This is a genomic window from Halolamina salina (assembly GCF_042678005.1).
Lineage (GTDB): Archaea > Halobacteriota > Halobacteria > Halobacteriales > Haloferacaceae > Halolamina > Halolamina salina.
In genome coordinates, this window is record NZ_JBHUDH010000012.1 from 4,881 (window position 1) to 21,901 (window position 17,021).

At 69.5% G+C, this 17,021-nt stretch carries 16 protein-coding genes; 12 read left to right on the forward strand and 4 right to left on the reverse strand.

Going from position 1 to position 17,021, the window contains the following annotated elements:
• The first annotated feature begins 167 nt into the window (after nucleotides 1-167).
• Both ACFR9S_RS01590 and ACFR9S_RS01595 read left to right on the forward strand, forming a co-directional pair.
• Nucleotides 168-632, forward strand: a complete 465-nt coding sequence (locus ACFR9S_RS01590) for a hypothetical protein (protein ID WP_379817889.1) — start codon at nucleotides 168-170, stop codon at nucleotides 630-632.
• A gap of 36 nt (nucleotides 633-668) precedes the next feature.
• The gene (locus ACFR9S_RS01595; protein ID WP_379731849.1) at nucleotides 669-1,631 is read left to right on the forward strand and encodes a zinc-dependent metalloprotease; all 963 of its coding nucleotides are present in this window, start codon (nucleotides 669-671) and stop codon (nucleotides 1,629-1,631) included.
• Here the strand turns inward: ACFR9S_RS01595 and ACFR9S_RS01600 are convergent, their stop codons facing one another.
• Nucleotides 1,632-1,859, reverse strand: coding sequence for a hypothetical protein (locus ACFR9S_RS01600; protein ID WP_379731847.1), 228 nt, complete (start codon nucleotides 1,857-1,859; stop codon nucleotides 1,632-1,634).
• A 151-nt stretch (nucleotides 1,860-2,010) separates the two neighbouring features.
• Between ACFR9S_RS01600 and ACFR9S_RS01605 the strand changes: the two genes are divergently transcribed.
• The 7 genes from ACFR9S_RS01605 (at nucleotide 2,011) to ACFR9S_RS01635 (ending at nucleotide 12,204) form a co-directional block, all read left to right on the forward strand.
• The gene (locus ACFR9S_RS01605; RefSeq protein WP_379731845.1) at nucleotides 2,011-2,823 is read left to right on the forward strand and encodes an AAC(3) family N-acetyltransferase; all 813 of its coding nucleotides are present in this window, start codon (nucleotides 2,011-2,013) and stop codon (nucleotides 2,821-2,823) included.
• Between the two features lie 68 nt (nucleotides 2,824-2,891).
• On the forward strand, nucleotides 2,892-5,654 hold the full coding sequence (locus ACFR9S_RS01610) for an AAA domain-containing protein (RefSeq protein ID WP_379817891.1): 2,763 nt from the start codon (nucleotides 2,892-2,894) through the stop codon (nucleotides 5,652-5,654).
• A 136-nt stretch (nucleotides 5,655-5,790) separates the two neighbouring features.
• Complete coding sequence (locus tag ACFR9S_RS01615; RefSeq protein ID WP_379732483.1) at nucleotides 5,791-6,975, forward strand: tubulin/FtsZ family protein; 1,185 nt, start codon at nucleotides 5,791-5,793, stop codon at nucleotides 6,973-6,975.
• Between the two features lie 13 nt (nucleotides 6,976-6,988).
• The gene (cofC, locus tag ACFR9S_RS01620) at nucleotides 6,989-7,603 is read left to right on the forward strand and encodes a 2-phospho-L-lactate guanylyltransferase (RefSeq protein WP_379817893.1); all 615 of its coding nucleotides are present in this window, start codon (nucleotides 6,989-6,991) and stop codon (nucleotides 7,601-7,603) included.
• Nucleotides 7,604-7,709: 106 nt separating this feature from the next.
• Entirely contained in the window at nucleotides 7,710-10,025 is a 2,316-nt protein-coding gene (locus ACFR9S_RS01625) for a nitric-oxide reductase large subunit (RefSeq protein WP_379732040.1), read from the forward strand.
• A gap of 73 nt (nucleotides 10,026-10,098) precedes the next feature.
• Complete coding sequence (cofG, locus tag ACFR9S_RS01630) at nucleotides 10,099-11,265, forward strand: 7,8-didemethyl-8-hydroxy-5-deazariboflavin synthase subunit CofG (RefSeq protein ID WP_379817895.1); 1,167 nt, start codon at nucleotides 10,099-10,101, stop codon at nucleotides 11,263-11,265.
• A 66-nt stretch (nucleotides 11,266-11,331) separates the two neighbouring features.
• The gene (locus ACFR9S_RS01635; protein WP_379817897.1) at nucleotides 11,332-12,204 is read left to right on the forward strand and encodes a mechanosensitive ion channel family protein; all 873 of its coding nucleotides are present in this window, start codon (nucleotides 11,332-11,334) and stop codon (nucleotides 12,202-12,204) included.
• Between the two features lies 1 nt (nucleotide 12,205).
• On the opposite strand, the gene cofH is transcribed toward ACFR9S_RS01635, so the two are convergent.
• Entirely contained in the window at nucleotides 12,206-13,555 is a 1,350-nt protein-coding gene (gene cofH / locus ACFR9S_RS01640) for a 7,8-didemethyl-8-hydroxy-5-deazariboflavin synthase subunit CofH (protein WP_379732086.1), read from the reverse strand.
• 159 nt (nucleotides 13,556-13,714) lie between these two features.
• Between cofH and ACFR9S_RS01645 the strand changes: the two genes are divergently transcribed.
• Nucleotides 13,715-14,755 (forward strand): phosphoribosylaminoimidazolesuccinocarboxamide synthase, encoded by a 1,041-nt coding sequence (locus ACFR9S_RS01645; protein ID WP_379732087.1) that lies wholly within the window; start codon nucleotides 13,715-13,717, stop codon nucleotides 14,753-14,755.
• A gap of 86 nt (nucleotides 14,756-14,841) precedes the next feature.
• Here ACFR9S_RS01645 and ACFR9S_RS01650 read toward each other — a convergent pair whose 3' ends face one another.
• Together ACFR9S_RS01650 and ACFR9S_RS01655 are read right to left on the reverse strand one after the other, a co-directional pair.
• Nucleotides 14,842-15,105: a hypothetical protein gene (locus ACFR9S_RS01650; RefSeq protein WP_379732088.1), complete on the reverse strand. Its 264-nt coding sequence runs from the start codon at nucleotides 15,103-15,105 to the stop codon at nucleotides 14,842-14,844.
• Between the two features lie 56 nt (nucleotides 15,106-15,161).
• A complete protein-coding gene (locus ACFR9S_RS01655) occupies nucleotides 15,162-16,397 on the reverse strand; it encodes an MFS transporter (protein WP_379817899.1) in 1,236 nt (411 codons plus the stop codon).
• Nucleotides 16,398-16,553: 156 nt separating this feature from the next.
• Between ACFR9S_RS01655 and purS the strand changes: the two genes are divergently transcribed.
• Nucleotides 16,554-16,811 (forward strand): phosphoribosylformylglycinamidine synthase subunit PurS, encoded by a 258-nt coding sequence (gene purS / locus ACFR9S_RS01660; protein WP_379733183.1) that lies wholly within the window; start codon nucleotides 16,554-16,556, stop codon nucleotides 16,809-16,811.
• Nucleotides 16,808-17,021 (forward strand): phosphoribosylformylglycinamidine synthase subunit PurQ (locus ACFR9S_RS01665; RefSeq protein ID WP_379817901.1); only part of this gene is annotated, 214 nt, incomplete at its 3' end. The genes purS and ACFR9S_RS01665, both read left to right, overlap by 4 nt.

Genomic DNA, 17,021 nt, shown 5'->3' on the forward strand with positions numbered 1-17,021 from the left:
CCGCCCTCGCGCTCCCGTTCGGCGTCCCCATCGCCGTCGGGGGGTTCCTCCTCGGGTCGTTCGCCCGCCGCGCGGGGACGACGCTGCGCGGTCGCGTGGCCGGGGACGACTGAGCGCCCGCCCGCGCCTCGGGAGGGTTTATGCCGTCACCGGCCGAACGGACGTGTATGTCCGACAAACAGTTCACGCTCCTCGAACTCCACGTCCACGACGGCCTCCAGTTCGGTCCGCGCAGCCTCGGCTCCGACGACACGGCGGCCGACGACGCGACCCGCGAGTCGGCGGCCGAGGCGGTCGAGGCGTCGGGCGACGGGTCAGGGTCGAGCGTGTTCGGCCCGCTGCTGGGGCTGGGCGTCCTCGCCGCGCTGGCCTACGCCGTCCGGAAGCTGCTCTCGGGCGTCGATCCCGAGGGACTGGACGCGCTGGACGACATCGAGGAAGAGGTCCAAGACGCCACCGACGATCTCGAGTCCGACGAGGACTCGGTCCCGATCGAGATCACCAGCCCCGACGAGGAGACGGACGGCAACCTCGCACGCCTGCTCGCCGGCGCCGCCGTGTTGCTGGTGCTGTTCGTACTCGGCGCGAAGAAGCTCCTGAGCGGGAGCGAGGAGATCGTCGTCGAGGACTGAACGAGGGTTTTTGCCCGCCGCCCCCCGAGTGGGGGTATGGATCTCTTCCGCAGCGTCGGCGCCGTGGCTTCGGCCTCCGGCGACGGCGTCGTCGACTGGGCGGCCGTCTCCGAGGCCGCCAAATCCGGGACCGACCCCGGCTCCCTCGACCTCTCGGCGGCCGACCGCGAGGGGTACGCGACCGACGTTCGCGACGCCCGGGACCGCATCCGCGAGGTCGGCGGCGTCGAGTTCGACGTGCCCGAGACGGTGTCGCTCCAGAACCGCCACCACTGGATCGACGCCAACGTCGACACGTTCCGGCGGCTGATCGAGCCGATGGCCGACGAGTTCGACCAGCCGCTGTTCCCCGGCGCCTCCCGCGTCGTCAACACGGGCTCGATGTCGTTCTCGCTGGCGTTCCTCGGGCGGCACGTGCTCGGCCAGTACGACCCCCTCCTGCTGGCTGAGGCTGATGGTGGTCCGACCCACGAACTCTACTTCGTCCACCCGAACATCGAGCGCACCGCCAGAGAACTGAACGTCGACTTCCCGCGGTTCCGGCGCTGGATCGCGTTCCACGAAGTGACCCACGCCGCGGAGTTCGGCGCCGCGGAGTGGCTGCCGGAGTATCTCGAGTCGCGGATGCGTGACACCGTCACCGAACTCGCCGCCGGCGGGCTGAACCGCGAGGCGTTCTCGGAACTCGATGCCGCGATGACCGCCGTCGAGGGGTACGCCGAACTGCTGATGGACCGGGCGTTCGACGAGGAGTACGACGACCTGCGCCGGAAGATCGACGCCCGGCGGGGCGGCGGCGGACCCGTCGATCAGCTGATCCGGCGGCTGCTCGGGCTCGGTCTCAAGCGCCGGCAGTACGAGCGCGGCGCGGACTTTTTCACCGCCGTCGCCGACGCCGAAGGGCTGGAGACGGCCGGCAGAGTGTGGGACCGCCCGGAGAACCTCCCGACGGACGCGGAACTCGACGCCCCCGAGCGCTGGCTCGCCCGGATCGAGTAGCTACCACTCCCGTTCTGACACGTCCGGCGTGTCGGGCATCACTTGCCGGAGGTTCCGGACGACGAACCACGTCACGACGGCGCCGACGGCGAGCCCGGCGACCCCCGCGAGCAGCGCGAACCGGATCCCGGCGCCGGCCTGAATCGACACGAACACGCCGGAGAGACCGATGAGCAGCACGAAGCCGGCCTGCAGCGTCAGCGAGCCGTTGTTCCAGTCACCGCCCATCGCAGAGCCTCCCGTTCATGGCTCGAGAGAGGGCGTTCGAGGGCTTGAACGCGGCGGTTGCGCCGCCGCGGAGATCGTCAAGCGTGGCGGGTTCCCCTGTCGACCGCTCCAGCCCACAAGACACCTATACCCCGCACTCGCCCCCGAACGTATGGGCGAACACGCAGCCGTCGCCGCCGTCGACGACCCCGTGACGGTCGATCGAATCGCCGCCGACCTCCGCGAACTGGGCGTCGAGGCGGGCGATACCCTCCTCGTACACACCTCGCTCTCCGAACTCGGCTGGGTCGCCGGCGGACCGCAGGCCGTCGTCGACGCGCTCCAGCGCGTCGTGACCGCGGACGGCACGATCGTGATGCCGACCCACTCGACGCAGTACAGCGATCCGTCAGTCTGGATGAACCCCCCAGTTCCGGACGACTGGATCCCGCAGATCCGCGAGTCGATACCGCCGTTCCGGCCCGAAGTCACACCGAGTCGCGGCATGGGCGCGGTCGCGGAGTGCTTCCGCGACTACCCGAACGCCGTCCGGAGCCGCCACCCGCTGTACTCCTTCGCGGCGTGGGGCGCCGACGCCGAAGATATCGTCGCGGACCACAGCTTCGAGAACGCGATGGGCGAGGAGTCGCCGCTCGCGCGGGTGTACGACCGCGACGGCTCGGTGCTGCTGCTCGGAACCGACCACGCGTCGAACACGTCGCTGCATCTCGCGGAGTACCGCGCCGACCTCGACGCCGGACGCGTGACCGAGACCGCGCCCGTCCTGCGGGACGGGGAGCGGACGATGGTCGAGTGGACCGACATCGAGCACGAGAGCGGCGACTTCCTCGTGGCCGGGTCGACGTTCGAGGGCCAACGTCCCGAGTCAGTCGAGACGGGCGAGGTCGGGGCGGGGACGGCGACGCTCGTCGATCAGCCGGCGCTGGTCGACTTCGCCGCCGAGTGGATGGCCGACCACCGCTGAGCCGGGACAGCCGGCCGAAGACCCGGCCGACCGACACCGTTTACCTCCGGGACCCACTCCATCCCACAATGCGAATCAGAGGCCCCATCGTCGACGTTGGCGATCAGCGGACCGCCGGCGGGGCCGACCTCGTCGAACTCACGATCCGGCCCGAGCGCGGCGCCGCCGACCCGACAACGGTGACGCTGTGGAACAAGTGGGCGGAGACCGCCGACTACGCCGAGGAAGGGATGGAACTGCTGGTCACTGATGCCGAGGAGTCGGAGTTCCGCGGCGAGACCACCTACGAGACGACGCCCGACTCGTGGGTCGTGCTCGAACCCGAGTTCCTCGTCGACGTGACCGCCGTGCGGTCGTGGGTGCAGTGCCCGCGGATGTACTACCTGAACAAGCTCTCCGGCGTTCCCCTCAAGTACCCCGTCGTGAAGGGGACCGTCGTCCACGAGGTGTTCGGCGACCTGCTCCGCGGGCGCGACCTCGACGACGCGATCGACCACCGCGTCGCGGAGGCCGGCCTCGAACTCGGCGCGCTCGGCTACGACCGCGAGGAGGTCGAGAACGAGGTCCGCAGGAACGCCGCCGCCGTCGAGGGGTGGCTCGAACAGGGCACCCTCACCGAGGAAGACACGTGGCGATCGGAGTACACGCTGATCTCGCCGACGTTCGGGCTGAAGGGGCGGGCCGACGCCCTGCGCCGCGGGATGCCGGTCGAACTCAAGACGGGGAAGAACACCAAGCGCGAGCCGCGCTTCCAGGACAAGATGCAGGCGGCCTGCTACGCGCTGATGCTCGAAGAGCAGGGCGTCGAAGCGGACACGGGCACGCTGCTCTACACGAAGAACACCGCGCTCGAACGCAGCGAGGAGACGGGCGACCTCGCGCCGGCGAAGGAGTTCTCCGTCGGGCCGGGGCTGTTGAAGTTCGTCGTCCGCACCCGGAACGAACTGGCGGCGATGGAGTTCGACGCCTCGGTCCCGACGGGGTTCGAGGCCGACGCGAACTGCCAGTACTGCTTCGAGCAGGACACCTGCATGGTCGTCTCCGGCCGGCTGGATCAGGAGTCCAAGGCGGGGCAGATCGGCCAGCCCCTGCCCCCCGAGGAACGTGCGTACTTCGAGGGGTTCTACCAAGCCATCGAGGCCGAGCGCCGCGAGGTCCACGCCGAGTACCGCAAGCTCTGGGAGCAGGACGCCGAGGAGCGAGCCGACGACGACCGCGCGCTGCTCGACCTCGAACCGCTCGATCGGGAGGAGCTTCCCGGCGGGCGCTGGCGCCTGCGGGCCCGCAAGCCCGACGACGCCGTCTCGAAGCTCCGGGAGGGCGACGTGGCGCTGGCCAGTGACGGCGATCCCGTCGAGGGGCACGCCGAACTCTGTCGAATCCAGAGCCTCGGCACGGGGAAAGCCGGCGCCGAGATTGTCGTCGAGGCCGACGAGCCGGTCGACGTGCGCCGGCTCGACGTGTACCCCTCCGAACTCTCGGTCGACCGGATGCTGACCGCGCTCCACGACGGCGTGCTGAAGGGCGACCCCGACCGGAAGGACGTGCTGTTCGGCCGCCGTGAGCCCGAGTTCTCGGGGCCTGAACGCGAGTACATCGACAACAACGAGGCGCAGAACGACGCCGTCAACCTCGCGACCCGCGCCGAGGACTTCGCGCTGGTCCACGGCCCGCCCGGTACGGGGAAGACGTACACCATCGCCCAGACGGTGAAGGCGCTGATCGAGGACGGCGACCGCGTACTGCTCTCGGCCTTTACCAACCGCGCGGTCGACAACGCGCTCGAAGCGGTCCGGGAGACGGGCGTCGACGACGACGAGATCGTCCGCGTCGGCACCGAGTCCGGCATCCGCGAGGACATGACCGACCTCCACCTCGAGGAGGCCGGCGATCCGGGCGAGCGCATCTCCGAGTTGAAGGAGGCGTCGCTGGTCGCCGCGACGACGGCCTCCTGCGGCTCGCGGGTGATGCGCGAGGAGGCGTTCGACGTGGCGCTGGTCGACGAGGCGTCCCAGCTCACCGAGCCAGCGACGCTCGCGGCGATCAACCTCGCCGAGCGGTTCGTGCTCGTCGGCGACCACGAGCAACTCCCCCCGGTCGTGCAGGCCGAGGGCGGCGACGCGTGGCACCGGGGGTTCGGGACGGCGGAGGCCGACGGCGGGACCGCCACAGAGGGCGGAAATATCGAGGCCGACGACAACCGCGCGCCGCGGCTCGACCTCTCGACCTCGCTGTTCGAGCGACTCCACGAACTCGCGCCCGAGGCGTCGGTGCTGCTGGACCGCCAGTACCGGATGGCCCAGCGCATCCAGGCGTTCCCCTCCCGTGAGTTCTACGACGGCGCGCTCCGGCCCGCCACCCGCGAGGTGGCTGCACAGCAGATCTCGGACCTCCCGGGCGTCGACGCGGACGCGCTGCCGCCGGAACTGCGCGACCCCGTCGCGTTCGTCGATCCTGACGGGGCACGCGAGGGGAACACCAACCCCGCGGAGGCCGACCGCGTCGCAGAGATCGTCGAGCAGTTCGTCGCCGCGGGCGTCGACGAGGACGACATCGGCGCGATCGCGCCGTTCCGGGCGCAGGTCGCCGAGATCTCCCGCCGGGTCGACGCCACCGTCGACACCGTCGACCGGTTCCAGGGGTCGAGCGAGGAGGTGATAATCGTCTCTTTCGTCGCGACGGGCGAGCTCTCGGGACCGATCTACGACGACCCGCGCCGCATGAACGTCGCGCTCACGCGGGCGAAGAAGTCGCTCGTGCTCGTCGGCGACGCCGGCGCGCTCGGCTCCGAGCCGTTCTACGAGCGGATGCTCGAGTGGGCGCGGCGGTAAAAAGTCAACTATCGAATGAGAACCCTCAATCCCGGGGTAGTTGGTCCGTGATTTCGCGAGTCAGCGTGGGGCTGGCCCACAAGCCTTTTGTTCGGGTTCCACGTCACTCCCGATTAACGATGAGGGGAGCGCACGCATGAAGCTGGCAATGATCGGGTTCGGTCAGGCCGGCGGGAAGATCGTCGACAAGTTCGTCGGCTACGACGCCGAGCACGGCTCGAACATCGTTCGGGCCGCCGTCGCCGTCAACACGGCCAAGGCCGACCTGATGGGGCTGGACAACATCCCGGAGGACCAACGGGTGCTCATCGGGCAGTCCCGGGTGAAAGGTCACGGCGTCGGCGCCGACAACGAACTCGGCGCCGAGATCGCCGAGGAGGACATGGACGAGGTGCAGGGCGCCATCGACTCCATCCCGGTCCACGAGGTCGACGCGTTCCTCGTGGTCGCCGGCCTCGGCGGCGGGACGGGCAGCGGCGGCGCGCCCGTCATCTCCAAGCACCTGAAGCGGATATACACCGAGCCTGTCTACGGGCTGGGGATCCTGCCGGGTTCGGACGAGGGGGGTATCTACACCCTCAACGCCGCGCGCTCGTTCCAGACGTTCGTCCGTGAGGTGGACAACCTCATGGTGTTCGACAACGACGCGTGGCGGAAGACCGGCGAGTCCGTCCAGGGCGGCTACGACCAGATCAACGAGGAGATCGTCCAGCGCTTCGGCCTGCTGTTCGGCGCTGGCGAGGTCGAACAGGGCGGCGAGGTCGCCGAGAGCGTCGTCGACTCCTCGGAGATCATCAACACGCTCTCCGGCGGCGGCGTCTCCACCGTCGGCTACGCGAGCGAGGAGGTCGAGAACGCCAGCGGCGGCAACGGCGGCCTGCTCTCGCGGCTCACCGGCGGCGAGGAGGAGGACGAACTCGACACCGCCCACACGACCAACCGGATCACCAGCCTCGTCCGGAAGGCGGCGCTCGGGCGGCTCACGCTGCCCTGCGAGATCGAGGGCGCCGAGCGCGCGCTGCTGGTGATGGCCGGCCCGCCGAAGTACCTCAACCGCAAGGGCATCGAGCGCGGGCGGAAGTGGCTCGAGGAGCAGACCGGCTCGATGGAGGTCCGCGGCGGCGACTACCCGGTTCCGAGCGCGAACTTCGTCGCCAGCGTGATCCTGCTGTCGGGCGTGAACAACGTCCCGCGGATCAAGGAGCTCCAGCAGGTCGCGATCGAGGCCCAGGAGAACATCGAGGACATCCAGGAGGAGAGCGAGGAGAACCTCGACGAGCTCGTCAACGACGACGACGACGAACTCGAGTCGCTGTTCTGAGCGCGCGCCCCTCGTGCACGTCGTCGTTCCCTTCGCTGCCGACCGGCCGAAGACCCGTCTCGCCGACACGCTCGACACCGACGAGCGACGCGAGTTCGCCGACGCGATGCTCCGCGACGTGCTCGCGGCGCTCGACGCGGTCCCGCGATCGCTGGAGGTGACGGTGCTCTCGACGGGGCCTGTCGACGGTGTCGACGCCGCGATCGAGATCGACGAGCGACCGCTCACTCCCGCCGTGAACGACCGCCTCGGGACGGCGCCGACGGCGGTGGTGATGGCCGACCTCGCGCTCGCGACGCCCGACGCGCTCACAGAGCTGTTCGCCGCCGAGGCCGACCTCGCGATCGCCGCCGGGCTCGGCGGCGGCACGAACGCCTTCCTCGCCCGCGACTCGGCGTTCCGCGTCGACTACCACGGCGCCTCCTACCGCGACCACCTCGCGATCGCCCGCGAGGAAGGCCTCTCGGTTCGGGAGGTCGACTCGCGGCTGCTCGCGGTCGACATCGACGAGCCTGCAGATCTGGCGGAACTGTTGCTCCACGGCGACGGCGCGGCGCGGGACTGGCTGGTCGACGCGGGGTTCGAACTCTCGGTCGGCGGCGGGCGGGTCGAGGTGGTCCGGGAGTGAGTTCGCGAACCGCGTAACGCGTCGCCGTACAGGAGTGTAACGACGGGATTCCCACGGACTGACGCCCGGAACCAGTTAGAAGTGGGTTCCGCTTCGACGGTGACCCATGCAGGTGTCACGACAGACGCTCGCGCGAGCACTCGTCGTCGTCTTCGTGATCAATCTGGTCGTGATGTCGGGTGGGGCCTTTCTCGCGTACCAGCAGTCCCCCGACCGGCCCGACCAGTTCGTCGGTCCCGACGGCGACGTCGTGACCACCGACGAACAGATCACCGAGGGGAAGGCGGTGTTCCAGCGGAACGGGCTGATGAACCAAGGGTCGATCCTGGGCAACGGCGCGTACTTCGACTCCGACTACACGGCCGACGCGCTGGACCGCATGACCCGGCACATGCGGGAGTACGTCGCCCGGGAGCGGTACGGGACTGAATACGCAGAGCTCGACGCGTCCGAGCGGGCCGTCGTGGACGACGCCGTCAAGCGACAGATCGAGAACGGCGAGTTCGGCGACACCGTCGAACTGACCGCCGCCGAGGCGTACGCGTTCCGGCAGGTCCGCGCGGAGTACGTCGACCGCTACCACGACGGCTCCCGCGAACACGGGATCCCGTCGAACTTCGTCGGAAGCGAGGCCGAGGCCGAACGCTTCGCCGACTTCGCGCTCTGGACCGCCTGGTTCTCCGCGGTCGACCGCCCGGGCGGGGAGATCTCCTACACCAACGAGTGGCCGTACAACGAGGCCGCCGGCAACACCCCGCCGGTGTCCGCGATGACCTGGAGCGTCGTCGCGATGATCATTCTCGTCGCCGGCGCGGGCATCGGCATCTGGCTCTACCGCGCGCTCGAACTGCCCGAACCGGAGGCCGACGGGCTGGACGTGCCGCCGCCCGAGGAGACCAACATGTACCCCAGCCAGTTCGCGGCCGCGCGGTTCATCCCGGTCGCCGCCCTGCTGTTCCTCGCGCAGGTGCTGCTGGGCGGGATGATGGCCCACTACTACATCGAGCGCGGCGGCTTCTACGGCATCGCCGACGCGCTCGGGGTGAACGTCCTCTACCTGATCCCGTTCTCGATCACCAAGGCGTGGCACATCGACCTCGCGGTGCTGTGGATCACCACGCTGTGGATCGGGATCGGCCTGTTCCTCCCGGCGCTGTTCACCGGGCAGGAGCCGGACGGACAGAAATCGCTGGTCAACGTCCTGCTTGGGGCGCTGTTCGTCGTGGTCGTCGGCGGGTTCGCGGGCATCTGGCTCGGCTCCCACGGCTACTTCGACGGGGACCTCTGGTGGATCGTCGGCAACGAGGGACTGGAGTACCTCGAGATCGGCCGGCTCTGGCAGGTCGGCCTCCTGCTCGGCTTCGCGCTCTGGACGTTCATCGTCGCCCGCGGGTTCAAGCCGCTGCTGGACCGGGAGTCCCGATACGGGCTGGCCCACCTGATCCTCTACGCCGGCGCCTCCATCGGCCTGCTGTTCACGGCGAGCATGCTGTACACGCCGACGACGTCGATGGTGGTGACGGAGTTCTGGCGCTGGTGGGTCGTCCACATGTGGGTCGAGGGCGTGTTCGAGTTCTTCATCGTCGCCGTCATCGGCCTCACGCTGGTGTCGATGAACCTCCTCTCGCGGGCCAGCGCCGAGAAGGCCGTGATGGTCGAGGCGCTGCTGGTGATGGGGTCGGGGATCATCGGCGTCTCCCACCACTACTGGTGGATCGGGCTGCCGGAGTACTGGGTCCCCATCGGCAGCGTGTTCTCCACGCTGGAGTTCATCCCGCTGGTGTTCATCCTCTTCGAGGCCACCGAGGAGTACCGCACCTACGCCACCTCCGGCGAGGAGTTCCACTACACGCTGCCGTTCATGTTCATCGTCGCCTCCGGCGTCTGGAACTTCGTCGGCGCCGGCGTGCTCGGCTTCTTCATCAACCTCCCGCTGGTGAACTACTACGAGCACGGTACGTTCCTCACCGTCGCCCACGCCCACGCGGCGATGTTCGGCGCCTTCGGCTTCCTCGCGCTGGGGATGGCGACGTACATGCTCCGGTTCACTACGAAGCCCGGGAAGTGGGACCCGACGAACCTGAAGCGTGCGTTCTGGCTGTGGAACATCGGCCTCGCGTGGATGGTGCTGATCGGCGACGTGCCGGTCGGCTTCCTCCAGCTCGAGACGGTGTTCACGCAGGGGTACGACGCCGGGCGCTCGCTGGCGTTCTACAGCCGTGACATCATTCAGACGCTGTTCTGGGCGCGGCTGCCGGGTGACCTCCTGCTCATCGGCGGCACGGGGCTGTTCTGCTACGACGTGCTGAAAAAGCGGCTCGTCAAGCGCGAGCAGGTCGCCGACGTGACCGGCGGCACGCCGATCTCGCGGCGCATCTTCGGCGGGGACGACGAACCGGACCGGGAGCCACGCGACGACTGACGCCGGTCGGTCCTCACGCCGCGGCTCCCCTCTTCTGGAAACCTTCATACCCGTCGCCCCGCCACCTCCGGGCGTGATCCCGGGCGCCGACGAGTACGATATCGACGTGTCGATCAGCGACGACGAGATCGACCGCCTGCTCGACGTGACGCCCGACGACGTTGAGGCCGCCGACGCGCTGACGTTCTCCCGGAACGTGTTCATCCCGCTCACCACGGCCTGCCGCTACACCTGCACCTACTGCACGTACTACGACGTGCCGGGCGAGGCCGACCTCATGTCGCCCGCGGAGATCCGCGAGGAGTGCCGCATCGGCGCCGACGCGGGCTGTACGGAGGCGCTGTTCACGTTCGGCGACGACCCCGACGACCGCTACACCGCGATCCACGACCGACTGGCCGAGTGGGGCCACGACTCGATCCACGAGTACCTCCGCGAGGCCTGCGAGATCGCGCTGGAGGAGGGGCTGCTCCCCCACGCTAACCCCGGCGACCAGAGCCGCGAGCAGATGGCCGAGGTCGCCGACGTGAACGCCTCGATGGGCGTGATGCTGGAGACGACCGCGGACGTGCGCGCCCACTCGGGCGGGCGACGCAAGACGCCCGGCCAGCGGCTCAACACGATCAAGAACGCCGGCGAACTGGGCGTCCCGTTCACCACGGGCATCCTCGTCGGTATCGGCGAGGACTGGCGTGACCGCGCCGAGAGCCTGCTCGCGATCAGAGAACTCCACGAGCGCTACGACCACGTGCAGGAGGTGATCGTTCAGAACGTCGTCCCGAACGAGCGATCCGACTTCGAAAAGCCCGACCTCGGGACGATGCGGCGGACGGTCGCGATGGCCCGCGCCGCGCTCCCCGAAGAAATCTCGGTGCAGGTGCCGCCGAACCTCTCGCCGGCCCGCGACCTGCTCGACTGCGGCGTCGACGACCTCGGCGGCGTCTCGCCGATCACGGACGACTACATCAACCCCGACTACGAGTGGCCCGCACTGCGCGAACTGGGTGATATCGCCGACGGCGCGGGTGTCCCGTTGTACGAACGACTCCCCACGTACGACCGCTACCTCCCGGCAGATTTGCGTAGAGAGGGGTTCGACGGGCGCCCCGCCGACCCGCCCGCGAACGGCGGCGAGTGGCTGCCGGCGCCGGTCCGGGAGCGCGTCGCCGACGACGACGTACACGGCCGCCGGTTCCGGGCGTTCGCTCGCCGAGAGGGGCCGCTCTCGACCCCGGAGTAGTATCGCTCGCTCACCGCGCGATCCGAGGCCAGTAGCTCTTTGCGACGGGCGCTCGTGCCGTCGCGTATGCAGACACTCACCGCGCTGCAGTTCGGGCTGAGCGGCGAGCTGTTCGGCGTCTCGCTGTCGGCGCTGGCCGGCCGGGCGCTGGCGTTCGTCGCCGGCTTCCTCGTCACGATGCTGATCGGTCGTCTCCTCCTGATACCGCTGCTGCTCCGCGTGTTGCGGGCCCGCGGCTTCACCGAGGCGCTGCGCGGGCTGACCAAGAGTGCCGCCAACGCGCTGGTGCTGTTCGCCGCGGTCGCGGTCGCGTTCATGGCCGCCGGCTTCCCCAGCTTCCTCACCGCCGCGGCGACGCTGTCGGGCGCGCTCGCGCTCGCGCTCGGCTTCGCCGCGCAGGACCTCGTCGGCAACTTCGTCGCCGGCGTGTTCATCATCAAGGACAAGCCGTTCGAGGTGGGCGACTGGATCGAGTGGGACGGCAACGCGGGCCGCGTCGAGGAGATCGATCTCCGGGTGTCGACGGTCCGGACGTTCGACAACGAGCGCATCACCGTCCCGAACGGCGACCTCGCGAACAACGCGATCACCAACCCCGTCGCCTACGAGAAGCTCCGACAGAAGTTCGTGTTCGGCATCGGCTACGACGACGACATCGAACTCGCCCGCGAGGTGATCGTCGACGAAATCAGCGCGGTCGACGGCGTACTCACGGACCCGGAAGTCACCACCCGCGTGACGGAACTCGGCGACTCCGCGGTCGGCATCCAGGCGCGGTTCTGGATCGACGACCCCGACCGCGGCGACTACGTCGCGGTCCGCAGCGAGGCGGTCCAGGCGGTGAAGGAGCGCTTCGACGACGAGGGGATCGACATGCCGTACGTCTACCGCCAGCTCACCGGCGAGATCGACGTGACCCAGCACGCCGCCGAGGCCTAGTTCAGTCCAGCAGCGGCGTCCCGTCGGCTTTCGGTCCCAGTTTCGGGCCGTACGGGCCACCGTCCATCTCGACGCGTCGCGTTTCTTCGTAGTCGGTCGAGCGTTCGGCGAGCGGGCGACCGATCGCGCCCACCATCTCGACGTAGTCGGCGACGCTGCGGAACTCGCCGTACTCGCCGCCGGCGCGTTTGGTGATCTCCTCGGAGAGGATGGTGCCCATGAAGTCGTCGGCACCGCAGTTCAGGAGTTTGAGGCCGTGTTCGTCGCCGGACTTGACCCACGAGGACTGGATGTGCTCGACGTTGTCGAGGAAGAGGCGCGCGACCGCGACGAGCAGTTCGTCCTCGTCGCGGCTGGCGCCGCCGTCGACGACGCCCGCCTCGTACAGCGGGGTGTTCTGGTGGATGAAGGAGAGCGGGACGAACTCCGTGATCGCGCCCGTGCGGTCCTGCAGGTCGCGAATCACCTTGAGGTGTTTCGCGCGGTGCATCTCGTTCTCGACGTGGCCGTACATCATCGTCGAGGTGACGGGCAGGCCCGCCGCGGCGGCGCCCTCCATCGCGTCGACCCACTCGCCGGTGTCCATCTTCCCCGGGCAGATCACTTCCCGAACCTCGTCGACCAGAATCTCCGCCGCGGTGCCGGGAGCGGAATCCAGCCCCGCCTCGCGGAGTCGGCCGTAGATCGACTCGTAGGAGCGCTCGGTCCCGCGGCGGGCGTGGTACGCCTCCTCCGGCGTCATCGAGTGGAGGTGGACGCCGCCGACCGACATCGCCTCCATCTGCTCGACGTACGTCCCGGGATCGGTCTCGTAGCGCTCTGGCGGCTTGTAGTTCACCGTCCGCGCCGGATCGTCGTAGTTCTCGAGAATCTCGCGGTGGTCCTGATCGAGCGCGAACGCGGGGTGGAGGCCGGAGACGGAGGTGACCTCGTAGATGCCGCGTTCGAGGCCGTCCCGCACCGCCTCGCGGCTCTCGGCCGGCGTCTTGGTGAACCCCGAGTGCTCGACGTCGGCGTCGACCTCGAACGCGTCGTCGGGGTTCTTGAAGTTACAGAACAGGCAGCCGGTGTTGCAGGCGGTCGTGACGTTGTTGTTGAGGTTCGCGACGAACGTCACGGTGTCGCCGACCTCCTCGGCGCGCCGGCGGTCCGCGAGTTCGAGCACGCGCTCCTTGCGCGCGGGGTCGATGCCCGACGACTCGGTGCCCGTCGTCAGCAGTTCGACGGCGTCGTCGACGCTCAGTCGCTTCCCGTCGGCGGCTTTCGCGAGCGCGTTCTCGAACGACTGGTCGCTCTCGGGGACGTGCTCGAACTCCAAGGCCCCGTCGTCGAGGTCCGCCGCCGTGGTCATACAGGGTTGGAACGGCCGAGCGTGAAAAACCGCGCGGTGCGGGCGACCCCGGCCGGGTCGTCGCCAGTCGAACCACGACCGTGCATACCTCCACGCGAAACAGTGGGGTCCTGCCCACCGATGTGAAGATTGAAGGTCGCTCCCGCCTCCCCTCAGCGTGTGACCAGCGTCAAGGAGTTCCGCGTCGACCGGGAGCCGACCGACGACGAACTCGGCCGGGGGCGGTTCGTGTTCACCGACGACTACTCCGTGTTCGACTGGGGACCGATGCCCGACACGATCCCCGAGAAGGGGCGGAGCCTCTGTACGATGGGCGCGGACAACTTCGAGCGCCTCGCCGACGCGGGCGTGCCGACCCACTACCGCGGCGTGGTCGACCCCGCGGACGCCGGCGTCGACGCGCCGCCGACGGACGAGCTCGACGGCGTCTCCGGCCCGCCGCGGCAGATGGCGATCGACCTCACGGTCGTCCCGGAACTCCCCCACGGCGCCGACGGCTACGACTACGACGCCTTCCACGCGAGCGCCGGGAGCCACTACCTCGTCCCCCTCGAAATCGTCTTCCGGAACGAGGTGCCCGTCGGCTCCAGCCTCCGGACCCGGAAGCAGCCCGAGGACGTTGGACTCGACCGCCACCGCTGGCCCGACAAGGCCGTCTCGCTGCCCGAGCCGATCGTGGAGTTCTCCACGAAGTTCGAGGAGCAGGACCGCTACCTCGACGAAAGCGAGGCCGACACGATCGCCGGGCGCGCCGACCTCGACGACCTGCGGGAGACCGCGCTGGCGGTGAACGAGGTGATCACCGAGCGCGCCGAAGAGCGGGGGTTCGTCCACGAGGACGGGAAGATCGAGTGTCTCTGGGTCGACGGCGAGATCCGCGTCGCCGACGTGGCGGGGACGTTCGACGAGAACCGCTTCGCCTACGACGGGCAGGAACTGTCGAAGGAGGTGCTCCGGCAGTTCTACAAGTCCTACGACCCCGACTGGGTCGCCGCGGTGAAGGACGCCAAAGCCGTCGCCGCCGCGGAGGGCGTCGCCGACTGGAAGTCCTTCTGCGAGGAGTCGCCCGACGAACTACCCGCCGACGTGCGTGAGGTCGCCGGCGAGATGTATGCCGCGGGGACGAACGCCTACACGGGCCGAGAGTGGTTCGAGGCCCCCGGGATCGACGAGGCAGTCGACGCGGTCCGGGAGCTGTAACGCCGTCGACACCACGGACGGCGCCGTGTTCGTCGTGAGAATCCGGGACAGCGACAGCGGAGTGTATCGAGTCGGCTGACTCGGTGTCAGAGCAGGTCCGGGAGCAACAGGATCGCGAGCAGCAGGTGCCAGCCGACCATCGCCATCGTCTGCCGCGACGACGACGGCGGCCGGGGTGGGTTCCGCAGCGTCGCGTCGTAGACGAACACCGTCGCGAGGAGGGCGCCGGCGAGCAGACCGAGTCGGAACTCGACGGCGGTGGCTGCGCCCACCGCCGATCCGCCGGCGAGGCTGGCCGCGATGGCGATCAAGATCTTGTCGTAGTAGCCGAGGGACCGGCGCCGTGCCACGGTCGACGGTAGCTGCTTGAGCCTGAAAAGCGTTCCAGCGGTTCCTGCGGCCGCGGTCACTCCGCGACGGCCGCCGCCAGCCACACCGTCACGAGGGTGCCCGCGAGGGCGACGATACCGATCGCGCCGAACGCCGCGCTCGGACCGGTCACGTCCACGATGTAGCCGAACGCCGGCGGCGCGATCGCGCTGCCGAGCATCACGCCGACGCTGACTACCGCGAAGTTCGTCCCGACGGTGTCGTCGGCCGAGAGCGCGTCGGTCAGCCCGTCCCGTGCCGGGCCGGCGAGGCTGCGGGCGGCGCCGACGCCGAGCAGAGCACCGACGGCCACTGTTGCCGTGACGAGGCCGGACGCCAACAGCGCCACGAACCCCGTGACCGCGGCGAAACTCCCCACCATCACGGGGCCGGGAGCGATCCGGTCGGTCAGGTCGCCGCCGAGGACGATCGCGACCGCGCCGACGACGAACATCCCCGTGAGCGCGAGGTTCGCCGTCTCCGAGGGGACGTCGTACGCCCTGTCGAGGAACACGACGGCGTAGGTGTTCACGCCCCACGACGCCGTCGAAGTGAGCAGAGCGAGCAGCGTGAGCCCCAGAATACCGGGCGAGTTCGCCAGCGCGCGCAGGGCCGCGACGGCCCGGGTCGAGAGCGACTCCTTCTCCCCCGTCGTCCCGGCATCGACGTTCGGCCCCGTCACGTCGTCGCCGACGACGGACCGGAGGACGACGGTGGCGACGACCGCGTAGAGGAGGCCGACGGCGCCGATAGCGCCGACGGCGTGGCGCCACGTCAGGCCGGCGTCAGTGGACAGCGTGAACGTGACCGGCGGCGTGGCGAAGCCGAGCGCCCCGCCGACGCCGTACACCGAGAACGCCCGGCCGCGGAGCCCGTCCGGGGTGGCGTCCGAGAGCAGCGGGTAGTGGGCGGGGTGGTGGCCGCCGACGCCGACCCCGACGAGCACCTGCCCGAGGACGAGCATCGGGAAGTTCGGCGCGAGCGCGACTGCGAGCACCCCGAGCGCGCCCGCGACGGAGGAGAGCGCGAACGCGATGGTCCGGTCCCGCGCGTCGGCGAGCCAGCCGAAGGGTAGCTGGAACACGGTGTTGGCAGCCCCCTGTACCCCGATAGCGATGCCGAGCATCGCCAGCGACACCTCGAACTCCGTCGAGAGCGTGCCGAGTATCGGCGGGAAGAGCACGAGATACGCGTGGTTGACGTACTGCGAGCCGCTGACGAGGCCAACCACCGTCGCCGCCTCCCTCGACGCGTCCCGGACTCGGGTCGCCATCAGGTCGTCTCACGGTCCCCTCGACTCCAACCCTACGGCTGCCGGCAATCGAGGGGGGTTTCTCCGAGCCCGGGCCGGCGCAGGGGAGTATCCACGAGCGTGTATATACGTCGACGACCACAACCCCTTTTACGCACGGACGAACATACCCACGCGATGACCGCCTACACCGCGACGGTGACGGTGCGGCTGAAGCGCGGCGTGCTCGACCCGGAGGCCGAGACGACCCAGAAGACCCTCGAACGGCTGGGGTTCGAGCTCTCGGATCTGCGCTCGGCCGACCAGTTCGAGGTGGATCTGGACGCCGACGACGCCGACAGCGCCGCCGAGCGCGCCGACGAGATGGCGCGGCGGCTGCTCGCGAACCCCACGCTCCACGACTACGACGTGGTCGTGGAGGAGCAGAGCGCATGACGATTGCTGTGGTGCAGTTCGGCGGCTCGAACTGCGACCGCGACGCCGTGCGCGCGCTCGACCGGATCGGCGTCGACGCCGAGCGCGTCTGGCACGAGGACGGCCTGCCCGCGGATACGGAAGGCGTCGTCCTCCCCGGCGGCTTCTCCTACGGCGACTACCTCCGGGCAGGCGCGATGGCCGCCCACTCGCCGATCATGGACGAGGTGC